We start from the raw sequence: 12,937 nt of genomic DNA, 5'->3' as shown, positions 1-12,937 counted from the left end.
CAACCCATTGCAAGGATTGAATGAACACGCCTATGACCCGCCCGACCACGCAGATTTTCGACGCCGCCGCCACCGCGCGGCTGATCCCGCATGCGGCGCTCGTCGGCGCATTGAAACGCGCGAGCATCGACTACGCGCAACAGCGCATCGCGAGTCCTGAGCGGCTCGTCGTGCCGCTCAACGACGGCGGCATCATGCTGTCGATGCCGGCCACCGCGCCCGATCTCGCCATTCACAAGCTGGTCAACGTGTGCGCGAGCAACGCGCCGCGCGGCTTGCCGACGATCCACGGCCAGGTGATGGCCTTCGACGCCGACACTGGCGAGACGCTGTTCATTCTCGACGGGCCGACGGTGACCGGACGGCGCACGGCGGCGATGTCGATGCTCGGTATCGAGACCTTCGCCGCAGCCACGCCGCGAGAATTCCTGCTGATCGGCACCGGCACGCAGGCGGTGAACCATCTGGAAGCGATCGGCGAACTGTTTCCCGACGCGCGCGTGTGGGTGAAGGGCAGTGCGCCCGCGCGGGCCGAAGCGTTTTGCGCCGCGCAGCGCGTGCACGGTAGCAAGGTACGCGAACTGCAACCGCTGGTGGACGCAGGCGTCCCCGCCTCGATCGACGTCGTGATCGCGCTCACCACCAGCAAGCAAGCCGTCTACGACGAAGCGGCGCGGGCAGAGCGGCTCGTGATCGGCGTCGGTGCGTTCACGCCGGCGATGGTCGAGATCGGCGCGCGCACGATCGCAGGCAGCGCGCTTTTTGTCGACGACGAAGCCGGCGCGAAACACGAAGCCGGTGACTTCATTCAGGCAGACGTGGACTGGTCGCAGGTCGGTGGAATTTCCGCGGTGCTGGAAAACGCCGCGTCGTTGCCGCCTGAAAAACCGATTGTGTTCAAGAGCGTCGGCTGCGCGGCGTGGGATCTGGCGGCATGCCGGGTAGCGCGCGAGGCCTTGTCCGGCGGCTGAGCAGGATCATCCGGACGGTTCGAAAAAGACTCGGCAAAAGGCCCGGAAAAGGCTGGTTTTACGAGTCAAGTTGGCATATTGCGCCAACCTGCGGCACATGTTGCCGTGCAAACAATCTCAAAACGTTGCAACATAGGCGTTTGCCAGAAAAAAGTGCCGGTCAGCCGGCGCTTTTGCCCCCGTGTCCTTTGACTCGACGCCTATCACGACGGTGCGACCGCGCTATGATTACCCAACACGCTTCTGCTACCCCCGACCTGCCGCTCGACATGATCATTTTCGGCGGCACCGGCGACCTGTCGTTTCGCAAGCTGCTGCCGGCGCTCTACATGGCGCATCTGCACTGCAATCTGCCGGCGGATACCCGCATTCTCACGATCGGCCGCAAGCCGTGGTCGCGTGAGGAGTACATCAACGAATTCATGGAGTTGAAGGCGAAACCCTTCATCGACAAGAAGGCGTTCGATGCCGCCGCCTGGGACAAATTCCTCGCGCTGTTCGAGTACGTGCGCATGGACGTCGATTCGGTCGAGGATTACGCGCGTCTGAAGGAGGTGTCACGCCCCGGGGTACGGCGCGTGTTTTATCTCGCAACTTCGCCGGATCTGTTCACGAATATTTGCGACAACCTCTCGGCAGCGGGGCTGGTCGACGAGCATTCGCGCGTCGTGCTGGAAAAGCCGCTGGGCCACGATCTGGCGTCGGCGCAGGAAATCAACATAGCGGTCGGCCAGCATTTCAGCGAAGCGCAGATCTACCGGATCGACCACTACCTCGGCAAGGAAACGGTGCAGAACCTGATGGTGCTGCGTTTTGGCAACGCGATTTTCGGCCCGCTGTGGCAGGCGCCGTATATCAAGCGCGTGCAGATCACGGTGGCCGAAGAGGTCGGTGTGGGCAGCCGTGCGGGCTTCTACGACAAAACCGGCGCGCTGCGCGACATGGTGCAGAACCACTTGCTCCAACTGCTATGCATCGTCGCGATGGAGCCGCCGGTGTCGCTCGATCCGGATGCGGTGCGCGACGAAAAGCTCAAGGTGCTGCGCTCGCTGCGTCCGATGACACCCGAAGATATCGCGCGCGATACCGTGCGCGGCCAGTACACGGCGGGCGCGGTGAACGGCGAGCCGGTCAAGGGCTACCTCGAGGAAGACAACGTGCCGGCAAACAGCCGCGCCGAGACCTTCGTCGCCTTGCGCGCGCATATCAACAACTGGCGCTGGGCCAACGTGCCGTTTTTCCTGCGCACCGGCAAGCGCATGCAGAAGAAGGTGTCGGAGATCGTCATCGAGTTTTCCGAACTGCCGTTCTCGATCATTCCGAGCGGCGGGCGCAACTACGGCAACCGTCTCGTGATCCAGTTGCAGCCGGAAGAATCGATCCAGTTGCAGATGCTCGCGAAGGAGCCGGGCAGCGGCATGCACATGCTGCCGGTGAATCTGAACCTCGACTTGCAGCAGGCGTTCACCGAGCGTCGCGCGGAAGCGTACGAGCGTTTGCTGATCGACGTGATTCGCGGGCGCCTGACGCACTTCATGCGTCGCGACGAACTCGAAGCGGCATGGGCGTGGGCCGAGCCGATTCTCGAAGGCTGGCAGAAATCGGGCGACCGTCCGCGCGGCTATACGGCGGGCACATTCGGTCCGGCGGCGTCGACCGCGCTGATGGCGCGGGAAAATGCGGTGTGGGCGGAAGAGTCGCAGTAAGCGATTCTTTAGCGAAGCAGGGGGTATTGCAAAGGCGGCCGCGCGAGAGCGGGCCGCCTTTGTCGTTGTGTTTGTCGTGATGCGGTTGCCGGAATCAAGGCAACGAGATCGTCAGCGTAGCCGACTGCGGTCCGAGCTTGACCACTTGCGAATACGGCGCGAGCGTGCGCAAGGTCTGATCGCGCAGATACGTGTTCAAACCGAGGTAAGCCAATAAACCGACCAGCGCGAACACCGCGCCGATCGACCACAACGGCACCTCACGCTTGAGCCGGTGTGCGACCTGATCCGGCAGCGGCCAATGCGGCGCGAACGGCGCGCGCTTGCCCTTCATATGCGCGATTTCATCGCCGATCCGTGCGGTCAGATACGCAAGCTTCTCCGGCCCTTCGAGCAGATACTTGCCCTGAAAGCCGAGCAGCAGGCACATATGAAACACCTCGAGCGATTGCAGCCGGGCGGCGCCATGCGCGCGGCATTCCTCGAGATACTGAAAGAATTTCTCGCCCGCCAGTTGCTCGCCGAACAGCACCAGTTGCAGCGGACGGCGCTCCCATTCGGTACGGATCTTGAACGTCGACGACAACACCGATTCGTCGATCGCTGCGCAGAACGCAAACTTCGACGCATACACGTCTTCAGCCGACGCATTGAGCTTTTTCGCGCCGCGTTCGAAGTCGCCGAGAAACTGCTGGATGCGCTGGCTGAATTCGTGCGCGTCGCCGGGCTCCCGGCCATTCTTCAGCAAGAACAGCATGAAGAAGCCGTCGTACAGCAGATCGAGCAGCGAGCGAACCTGGTAGCTCGGCTCGGCAGAGGGGGCGGGCGTCGCGGCAGGCGTGCTGCCGCCAAACAGGGAAGGCGCGTAGCTCATGATGTGACGGCGATCAGTTCGAGTTGAAGATCGTTGATGCCCGACGGTGCGTAGATCATCGCCGATTGGGCCTGCAACATGCGGTCATACAGGGCGCCGCGCGATTCGAAGGAGAAGTAGCACGCGCCCGGCCGTACCGGAATGGCCGGCGGCACTTGCGGCGTATAGACGAGCCGCACGCCGGGCATGGCCGAGAGCACCAGCTTGTCGACGTCGTCTGGTGCGCCGACCTTGAAACGCGCGGGCACCGCTTCGACGAGTTCGGCGGTCGGCATGTCCGCCGACACGGCGATATAGAACATGGTCTTGTCGTCGATCTTGCCCGAGTCGAGCCGGCCGGCATGGAACGACGGCCGTACTTCTTCGAGCGCGATCGCGAAGTAGCGGGTCGAGATCACGGTTTCGAGCAGATCGCGCAGGATCGTATCGAGCCGGGCGAAGCCCGGGCCTGGATCGTCGTGCCGGTAAGCGGGCAGATCGGACAGCGCATAGCCCTTCGAGAACGTCATCAACTGGCCGGCAAGACGCAGCAGTTCCTGAAACAGGCGCTCCGGATGCAGCGCCGAGTGCTGGTACAGATGCGCAAGCGACGCGAATGCCGCGCTCGCGGTGTGCAGCAGCCAGAACGACGCGATGTCGCCGGAGCGGAACTCGATGATGTTCTTGGTCGGCTCGCGGTGAAAGCCGTACAGTGCGTTGACCTTGGCCTGCAAGGCGTCGATCAGTTGGCGCAGCCGCTGATGCAGAATCGCCGACGCGTCGATCGCGAGGCAGGGCGGCACGAAGGTGTCGTCGATCTCGAAGCCCGAGGTGGCGGTGCGGCGCACGCGTACGAGCGGCACCGACAGCAGCTGGTCGCGCGGCTCGCTATGCGCAATGAGTTTGACGCTGGTCTTCAGGAAGGTGATGTCGGCTTCGGCGGCGTCGGTGAAATGGTCGGCCACCGGCGTCTGCTCGCTGACGTAACGCGACACGAAACCTGCGTTGCTGTCTTGTGAATAGTTCGCGCCGGCTTCGCGCAGCGGATGCAGTGCGAGATAAAAGGTGAATTCGTTGATGCCGTCGGGCAGGGTGTCGAGCGCGATCGGCGGCGGCAGGTCGTCGGCTTGCGGCGCGGAATAGAGTGCACCGTCCGGAAACACCAGCGACAGTTCGCTCACCCGCAGCACATTGCTGCCGAGCGCATCGCGGTCGAGACGCACCGAACGCACGCCCCAGTTGTATGGCTGGATCGCCTGGATCGATTCGAACAGGCGTGCTTCGTGATAGGCGTCCTGACGCTGAAAATGCTGCGGCCTGAGAAAAAGGCCTTCCCCCCAGAGCACTTTTGCGGAATAACTCATCTCAAACCTGTTATATGCGTTCAGCTTGTGGCGCGCCCGGCGATAACCGATTCGAGCGCTGCATTGTTAATTCTCTAAAAACTGTTAAATCGTATTTGCACCGCATCTTTAACCGCAACTTACTGAAGAGAGCATATTCAGCGGTTGTGCAGGCAATCCCTGTTCAGGCGGGATCACAGTGCCGTTGGTCACCGTCATTGCACAGTTATGCAGGCCGATCATTATGCCGGATTTCTCCGACTTCGCCGGGTCAAAGGCGAATTTCCAGCGCTGCATCGCCGGATCGCGGAATAGGGCGACGATACCGAATGCTTGCGCTTCGCGCGAGACTTTTTCGGTAACGACGTAGCGTTGGCCTGGGATCAGCGTCACTTCACGCACACCCAGCAAATCGCCGCCGAGTATGGTCTTTTCCTTCGCCGGATCGGTAAATGCATCGAATGGCGCCTGCTGGAACGAAGTGGGGTCTTTCAGCACGTAAAGCCGTACGACCAGCGCCAATGGACGCTTATCATTGGCGGCATTCAGATTCGGCGCGGCATATAACGTGAGACCGACATTGCGCGGCGGCTTTTGCGCATCGGGCAGGTCCGGTTTGCCGAGCCCGCTCGCCTGCAAAGCCGCGTTGGCAGCGGCACCCAGCACGGTCACACCGGCCGCGCAGCCGCCCAGAAGCGCACACACGGCGGTGTTTGCAATCAATAGCGATGCATGGCGAACAAGACGCGAATTCATATACATCGACCGGCTCGACGCCGTCCCCCCGTCAAAACACCATTAACGAAACCAATCCGGCAATCGGCGGCAATCAGCAGCAACGCTATGCCGCGTATTGCCGCTTTATGCAAAGCGCATTGCTGTCACGGCACTTACATGCTCGCAGCTGGCCGGGCGGAAATTTTTTCCGTTCCTTGCATTGCCGCCATTGCACCAGGAAACAATTTCTGCGTGTTTCGTTTAAATCATCCGCATGCATTTTTTTTGTGCAATGCTTCTTCACACGAAAGTTGAATTATCGAAAATTGGCCTGTACTATACCCGCGCACTTGAAGCAAAGCAAAACTCCGGTTTCTCCTTGAATTAAAATATTCGCACGTCGGTGAAAAACGATGAATGACCGTCTGTTTGTAAAACTATCTGGGGTAGTGTTGGCATGCGGCGTAATTGCCGGATGCGCGACACAGGGCAACAACGCAGCGACCACGCCGGAGGCATTTAATAAGCAACTCGCGGATGCCGATACCGTCGCCAAGGGCGGTGATCAGGATCGCGCAATCGCGCTTTATCAACAACTTTCCAAGTCCGATCCAACCCGTGAAGAACCGTGGTCGCGCATTGCGCAGATCCAGTTCACGCAAGGTCACTACGGCCAGGCCATCGTCGCCGCGCAAGAAGCGCTGCAACGCGATCAAACCGACCGTCAGGCGAAGAGCGTGCTGGCTGTAGCCGGCCTGCGCGTCGCCACGCAATCGCTCGGCGAACTGCGTCAGGATGCGTCGCTCGCGGGTGATGCGAAGTCCGACGCGCAAGCGCTCGCCAAGCAACTGCGCGACACGCTCGGCGAGGCCACGCTGTTCCCGCCCGATCCGAACGACAAGCCCGCGCCGAAGAAGAAGCGCATCATTCATCGCGTCGTGAAGGGCAAGCCCGCCGAGACGCCGGATACGACCGCCAGCGCGGCGGCTCCGGTCGCTACGCCGGCAGCCCCGGCCGCGCCTGCGGCAGCGGCGCCTGCCGCACCGGCGCCGGCAGCACCCGTCAAAGCCGCAAAAAGCGGCGGCGCGTCCGATCCGTTCAGCGCACTGCGCTGATCCACACGCCTGATTCATCTGCATCCGGGAGCCGACGATGGCGAAGAAAGAAAGCATCCAAAAACGCTTGCAAAAAGTGCGGCCGCCCCGCGTTCAACTGACCTATGAGGTCGAGCGCGGCGATGCGATCGAGGTGAAGGAGTTGCCGTTCGTCGTCGGGGTGGTCGCCGATCTGGCGGGGCAGTCCGAAGTCGAGCAGCCGAAGCTGCGCGATCGCAAGTTCGTCAACATCGATCGCGACAATTTCGACGACGTGATGAAAGCGATCGAGCCGCGTGCCGCGTTTCAGGTGGAAAACCGCCTGAGCGAAGCCGGTGGCAAATTTGCCGTCGACCTGCGTTTCCGGTCGATGGCCGATTTCAATCCGGATGAAGTGGTCGCGCAGATCGAGCCGCTGCGGCGCCTGCTCGACGCACGTTCGAAGCTCGCCGACCTGCGCAACAAGCTGGCCGGCAACGACAAGCTCGAAGACCTGCTGAGCGAAGTGCTCAACAATACGCAGCAGTTGCAAACCTTGGCGAAAGACCAGGGCGATGCAGCGGACCAGCACGCCGGCGCGCCGGATCATGACAAGCAGGGCGAATAAGTACGGGGTGTGAGATGAACCAGCAAACGGCAGCAGCCCAGGTCGCCACCGCGCAAAGCAGCACGGAATCCACGCTGCTCGACGAAATCGTCGAGAAAAGCCGTGTGGCGAAGTCCGATTCCGAACACGCGCGCGCGAAAGACCTGATCGGGGAACTCGTGCATCAGGTGCTCGACGGTACCGTGGTGATGTCCGATAACCTGTCGGCCACGATCGACGCGCGCGTCGCGGAACTCGACCGCCTGATTTCCTCGCAGCTGAGCGCGGTGATGCATGCACCGCAATTCCAGCGCATGGAAAGCACGTGGCGCGGTCTGGACTATCTGTGCAAGGAAAGCAATACGGGCGCGACGGTCAAGATCAAGGCGCTGCACGCGCCCAAGCGCGACCTCGTGCGCGACTTCAAGACCGCGATCGAATTCGATCAGAGCGCGCTCTTCAAGAAAGTCTATGAAGAAGAGTTCGGCACTTTCGGTGGCGCGCCGTTCGGCACGATCATCGGGGACTTCGAAGTGACCCGCCAGCCGGAAGACGTTTATTTCATCGAGCAGATGTCGCACGTGGCAGCGGCCGCGCATGCGCCGTTCATCGCGTCGGCGTCGCCCGAATTGCTGGGCCTCGAAACCTTCGCCGATCTCGGCAAGCCTCGCGACCTCGGCAAGGTGTTCGACACAGTCGAATACGCCAAGTGGAAGTCGTTCCGCGACGCTGAAGATTCGCGCTATGTCGGCCTGACGCTGCCGCGTTTTCTCGGCCGCCTGCCGTTCAATCCGAAAGACGGCGCCACCGCGGAAGGCTTCAACTTCGTTGAAGAGGTGGACGGCACCGATCACAGCAAATACCTGTGGTGTAACGCAGCGTGGGCCTTCGCGGCACGCCTGACGGCCGCATTCGACGACTTCGGCTGGTGCGCGGCGATTCGCGGCGTGGAAGGCGGCGGTCTGGTGGAAGACCTGCCCACCCACACGTTCAAGACCGACGACGGCGAAGTCGCGCTGAAATGCCCGACCGAAATCGCGATTACCGATCGCCGTGAAAAAGAACTGAGCGACCTTGGTTTCATTCCGCTCGTGCACTGCAAGAACTCGGATTACGCCGCGTTCTTCGCCGCGCAATCGGTGCAAAAGCCCAAGAAATACAGCACCGATAGCGCGAATGCGAACGCCGTGTTGTCCGCGCAGCTTCAGTACATCTTCTCGGTATCGCGCGTTGCGCACTACCTGAAGGCGATGATGCGCGACAAGATCGGCAGTTTCGCGTCGGCCGGAAACGTCGAAGTATTCCTGAACCGTTGGATCTCGCAGTACGTGCTGCTGGACGACAACGCGACTCAGGAGCAGAAAGCGCAGTTCCCGCTGCGCGAGGCATCGATACAGGTCTCGGAGATTCCGGGCAAGCCTGGTGCGTATCGTTCGGTCGCATTCCTGCGCCCGCACTTTCAACTGGACGAGCTCTCAATCTCCTTGCGGCTTGTCGCTGACCTGCCGAAACCGGCAAATTCTTAAACGAAGTCAGAAAACCCGTGCGGGCCGCACGGGTAGGCTGTTAAAACCACCTCTTTGGGGAGTCGATGAGTTATGAAGGACATCTATTTAAAATTCGGCAATCCGGCGATCAAAGGCGAGTCTGCCGATAAAGATCATGCTGGTTGGATCGAAATCGATTCGTGGAGCCACTCGATCACGCAACCGCGTTCGGCTACGGCTTCGACGGCCGGCGGTCACACGTCCGAGCGCTGCGAACATGCTGACATGCAGTTCACGAAAGATATCGACGTGGTCAGCCCGCTGATTTATCAACACGCGTCGGGCGGCACGACGTTCGACGAAGTGACGATCGATTTCATGCGTTCGGACGGCGAAGGCAACCGCATCAAGTACCTGGAAGTGAAGCTCAAGTACGTGATCATCTCGAGCGTGACGCCGAGCGTGGTGGGCGAAGGCCTGCCGAGCGAACAGTTCTCGCTGAAGTACGCGGCCGTCCAGTGGAAGTACACGCAGCAGAAGATCGGCGGCAATCAGGGCGGTAACGCGCAAGGCGCGTGGAGCCTGACGAAGAACGACAAGACGTACGCGGTCTGATGCTTGGGCGCACACGGCGGCAGTACGGGTGGCGTGAATCCGCTTGCGCGCGCCGTGCGCGCCTCGCATCGAACAGGCTCTTCGGTATCCGATGAAGCGCTTCGAGCCCAGCTTTCTCGACAAGCTGTTCGACGACGAACCGCATCTGCCGGCTTCACCGGCGATGCGGCAATTGTCGTTGGACGAATTGAAGAGCACCGTCGCGCGCGACGTCGAGGCGATCCTGAATACGCGGATTGCCCTGACCGAGCACGAGCTGGCGGCGCTGCCGGAATGTCAGCGCTCGGTGCTGACGTACGGTCTGAACGATTTCGCGGGCTTGAGCCTCGCGAGCCACTACGACCGCACGTTCATCTGTAAATCGATTCAACAGGCAATCGCGCGGCACGAGCCGCGCTTACAGCAGGTCGCGGTAACGCTCGAACTGAACGAGCAATCCACCAATGCGCTGAACTTTGCAATTCAGGCGTTGCTGGTCGTGCATCCGGCGGAAGAACCGGTGAGTTTCGATGCGATGCTGCAGCCTTCGACGTTGCAATACTCGGTGACGCGCGCACGCGCGAAGCTTTAGCACCGCGTTTTAGTACCGCTTTCATGCTGCCGTTACGCGCAACGGCAGCGATAGTTTTGGGCGGAGATGGTTCAGGTCCGGGGATAGATAGATGGAAGAGTTGCTGCCGTATTACGAGCGCGAATTGTCGTTTCTGCGGCGCTATTCGCGCGATTTCGCCGAACGCTATCCGAAGATCGCGGCGCGTCTGGCGATGTCCGGCGAGCACTGCGAAGATCCGCACGTCGAGCGGATGATCGAATCGTTCGCGCTGCTGGGCGCGCGCATCAACAAGAAACTCGACGACGACTACCCCGAATTTACCGAAGCGCTGCTGGAAGTGCTTTATCCGCACTACCTGCGGCCGTTTCCGTCGTGCTCGATCGCGCAGTTGGGCACCTCCGCGGCGTTCAGTCATCTGACCGAGCCGGTCCTGGTCGAACGCGGCACCGAACTCAAGTCGCGGCCGATTCGCGGCGTGCAATGCCGTTTCCGCACCGCCTACGATGTGACGCTGGCGCCGATCCGTATTTCGGAGGCGAAGTATACGTCGGTGGCGATGGCGCCGAGCGCGACCGTTTTACCGGGCAACGCCACGGCGATCGTGTCGATCACGTTCGAATCGACGGCCCCGCAACTCGATCTGTCCGCGCTGAAAGTCGGCACGCTACGTACGCACATGCACGGCGAACAATCGTTCATCGCGGCGCTGGCCGATTGCCTGTTTGTCAATGCAATGGCCACCTATGTGGAACCCGACCGGCGCGGCGTGTGGACGCAACTGCGAACTTCGCCGCTCGTGCAGGCGGGTTTCGATGAGCAGGACGCGCTGATCGACTATCCGGCCAAGTCGCATCCGGCGTACCGGCTGCTGACCGAATACTTCGCGTTCCCCGAAAAATTCAATTTCACTGACTTCGATCTGGCGGCGATGACGCGCGCAAGCGGCCGCTGCCAGCGCCTGACGCTGCACGTCGTACTCAAAGAGGTGCGCAGCGACTCGCACGTCGCGCGGTTGCTCGATTCGTTGTCGGTGCATCATTTCCGGCTGTTCTGCACACCGGTCGTCAATCTGTTCGAGCAACACGGCGAGCCGATCCGGATCAGCCATCAGGCGATTTCGTATCCGGTGATCGCCGAAGCGCGCCGGGCATTTGCCTATGAGGTCTATTCGATCGATTCGGTGCAGCTCGTCAGGCAGCAGGCGCATGAAGAATCGGTGATCGAATTCCGGCCGTTCTATTCGCTGCATCATGGCGAAGCGGCACGTGCGGGGCACTATTGGTTCGCGCGGCGCAACGATTGGGTCGCGCAGAAAAGTCCCGGCTACGAGACCGAGATTTCGATCGTCGATATCGATTTCGAACCGGCTGCGCCGCAAACCGATACCCTTAGCCTCGACTTGACCTGTACCAACCGTGACCTGCCGGCGGGTCTCGCGGTCGGTCTCGAAGGCGGCGATCTGTTTCTCGAAGGCGGCTCGCTGACCGGCAGCATTTCCATGCTGCGCAGGCCGACACCGAGCGTGCGTTTCGAGCGCGGGCGTGCCGCGCATTGGCGGCTGATTTCGCATCTGGCATTGAATCATGTGTCGCTCGCCAATAGCGGCCTGTCGGCGCTCAAGGAAATGCTGGTGCTGTACGATTTGCGGCGCACAGCGGTGTCGGCGCGGCATATCGACGGACTCGTGGGCATCGAGCAGCGCGCGGCCGTCCAATGGCTGCCGGGCAAGCCGTTCGCGACTTTCGTGCGCGGCATCGAGATCCGTTTGACGATCGACGAAGAGCATTTCGTCGGCACGAGCCTCGCGTCGTTCGTGCGCGTGATCGACACCTTCTTTGGGCTGTACGTGCATCTGAACAGCTTTGTGCAACTGGTCGTCGTGTCGAAGCGCACCGGCGAGGAGATTCTGCGATGCAAACCGCGCAGCGGCGAATCGATCCTGGCGTAGTCGAGCAACTGCTCGACGAACCGCATCGCTTCGAGTTTTTTCAGGCAGTGCGGATTCTCGAGAAGTGGTTCGCACAGCAAGCGCCTTCACATGCCGGACGTCCCGGCGAAATCGTCGCACAGCGGATTGCCTTTCGCAATTCGCTGTCGATGTCGTTTCCGCCGAGCGAAATTCACAGCGCGCAGTCTTACGATGACGAAGGCGCGGCGCTGAAAGAGAAGCCGCAGCGCGCGGCCGCGCTCGAAGACGGGTCGCTTCACAAGGTCGATATCACGCCGGCGTTTTTCGGTTTGCTCGGCGGGCAGGGCGCATTGCCGCTGCACTATACCGAGCAGATCATCGAGCGCGAGCAGATCAGGCGCGACCGCGCGGCGCGCGAGTTCTTCGACGTGTTTTCGAATCGCGCGACCGCGCTGTTTTACGCGGCGTGGAAGAAATACCGGCTGCCGTTTCATTACGAACTGGATCGCGACGAACGCTATCTGCCGCTGTTGCTCGCGTTGGCCGGCGTCGCCGACGACGACACGCGCAACAGTCTGCAAAGCGGCGACGGCGCGCTCTTCGACGAAGCGATTGCCGGCTACGCGCTGGCCGCGCGGCATCGGCCGGTGTCGGCGGCGTATCTGCAGCGTACGCTCTCCGAGTACTTCAAGGTGCCGGTGCGCGTCGAGCAGTTCGTCGGCAAATGGTACGACGTGCCGCGCGATCAATTGACCGTGCTCGGCAGTATCAACGCGACACTCGGTGCGACAGCGCTGGCGGGCGAACGGGTCTGGCAGCGCGACATGCGCGCGCGGCTCGTGATCGGGCCGCTCGACAAGCAGGACTACGAGGCGTTCTTACCCGGCGCCGAGCGTGCCGTCGCGCTCGAACGCATGCTGACGCTGCTCGCCGGCGTGACGCTCGAATACGAGATCTCGCTGGTGCTGCGCCGTGCGGAAGTGGGCCCAAGCATTCTCAGCAACGGTGCGCGCCTCGGTTGGGACGCGTTCCTGTGCACCAGGGAAGCCGACCGTGATCGCGCGGATGCCCGCTACGAATTGCACGTGATTCACTGACCATAA

12 protein-coding genes are annotated in these 12,937 nt (G+C 61.5%); 9 read left to right on the top strand and 3 right to left on the bottom strand.

The features are described from left to right. The first annotated feature begins 32 nt into the window (after positions 1-32). Together lhpI and zwf are read left to right on the top strand one after the other, a co-directional pair. Positions 33-971 carry a bifunctional Delta(1)-pyrroline-2-carboxylate/Delta(1)-piperideine-2-carboxylate reductase gene (lhpI, locus tag WN982_RS31350; RefSeq protein ID WP_341319477.1) on the top strand — a complete coding sequence of 313 codons (939 nt, stop codon included), beginning with the start codon at positions 33-35 and terminating at the stop codon, positions 969-971. 224 nt (positions 972-1,195) lie between these two features. Continuing rightward, positions 1,196-2,677, top strand: coding sequence for a glucose-6-phosphate dehydrogenase (zwf, locus tag WN982_RS31345; protein ID WP_341315921.1), 1,482 nt, complete (start codon positions 1,196-1,198; stop codon positions 2,675-2,677). A gap of 94 nt (positions 2,678-2,771) precedes the next feature. Here zwf and icmH read toward each other — a convergent pair whose 3' ends face one another. The 3 genes from icmH to tssJ all read right to left on the bottom strand — a co-directional run bounded on the left by icmH (position 2,772) and on the right by tssJ (position 5,629). Then, the gene (gene icmH / locus WN982_RS31340) at positions 2,772-3,551 is read right to left on the bottom strand and encodes a type IVB secretion system protein IcmH/DotU (RefSeq protein WP_341315920.1); all 780 of its coding nucleotides are present in this window, start codon (positions 3,549-3,551) and stop codon (positions 2,772-2,774) included. Beyond that, positions 3,548-4,894, bottom strand: a complete 1,347-nt coding sequence (gene tssK, locus WN982_RS31335; RefSeq protein ID WP_341315919.1) for a type VI secretion system baseplate subunit TssK — start codon at positions 4,892-4,894, stop codon at positions 3,548-3,550. The genes icmH and tssK overlap by 4 nt, the downstream gene beginning before the upstream one ends. A gap of 108 nt (positions 4,895-5,002) precedes the next feature. Beyond that, positions 5,003-5,629: a type VI secretion system lipoprotein TssJ gene (tssJ, locus tag WN982_RS31330; protein WP_341319476.1), complete on the bottom strand. Its 627-nt coding sequence runs from the start codon at positions 5,627-5,629 to the stop codon at positions 5,003-5,005. A gap of 374 nt (positions 5,630-6,003) precedes the next feature. Between tssJ and WN982_RS31325 the strand changes: the two genes are divergently transcribed. The 7 genes from WN982_RS31325 (at position 6,004) to tssG (ending at position 12,931) form a co-directional block, all read left to right on the top strand. Then, complete coding sequence (locus WN982_RS31325; protein WP_341315918.1) at positions 6,004-6,705, top strand: tetratricopeptide repeat protein; 702 nt, start codon at positions 6,004-6,006, stop codon at positions 6,703-6,705. Between the two features lie 37 nt (positions 6,706-6,742). Beyond that, a complete protein-coding gene (tssB, locus tag WN982_RS31320; protein WP_341315917.1) occupies positions 6,743-7,291 on the top strand; it encodes a type VI secretion system contractile sheath small subunit in 549 nt (182 codons plus the stop codon). A 14-nt stretch (positions 7,292-7,305) separates the two neighbouring features. After that, positions 7,306-8,796, top strand: coding sequence for a type VI secretion system contractile sheath large subunit (gene tssC / locus WN982_RS31315; protein ID WP_341315916.1), 1,491 nt, complete (start codon positions 7,306-7,308; stop codon positions 8,794-8,796). Positions 8,797-8,868: 72 nt separating this feature from the next. Then, on the top strand, positions 8,869-9,372 hold the full coding sequence (locus WN982_RS31310; RefSeq protein WP_006052923.1) for a type VI secretion system tube protein Hcp: 504 nt from the start codon (positions 8,869-8,871) through the stop codon (positions 9,370-9,372). A gap of 91 nt (positions 9,373-9,463) precedes the next feature. Beyond that, a complete protein-coding gene (gene tssE, locus WN982_RS31305; protein ID WP_007176945.1) occupies positions 9,464-9,943 on the top strand; it encodes a type VI secretion system baseplate subunit TssE in 480 nt (159 codons plus the stop codon). Between the two features lie 91 nt (positions 9,944-10,034). Next, complete coding sequence (gene tssF, locus WN982_RS31300; RefSeq protein WP_341315915.1) at positions 10,035-11,873, top strand: type VI secretion system baseplate subunit TssF; 1,839 nt, start codon at positions 10,035-10,037, stop codon at positions 11,871-11,873. Beyond that, positions 11,837-12,931, top strand: a complete 1,095-nt coding sequence (tssG, locus tag WN982_RS31295; RefSeq protein WP_341315914.1) for a type VI secretion system baseplate subunit TssG — start codon at positions 11,837-11,839, stop codon at positions 12,929-12,931. The genes tssF and tssG overlap by 37 nt, the downstream gene beginning before the upstream one ends. Positions 12,932-12,937: the final 6 nt, after the last annotated feature.

Source organism: Paraburkholderia sp. IMGN_8 (assembly GCF_038050405.1).
Taxonomy (GTDB): Bacteria; Pseudomonadota; Gammaproteobacteria; order Burkholderiales; family Burkholderiaceae; genus Paraburkholderia.
This window is presented reverse-complemented; position numbering and strand designations above follow the sequence as displayed.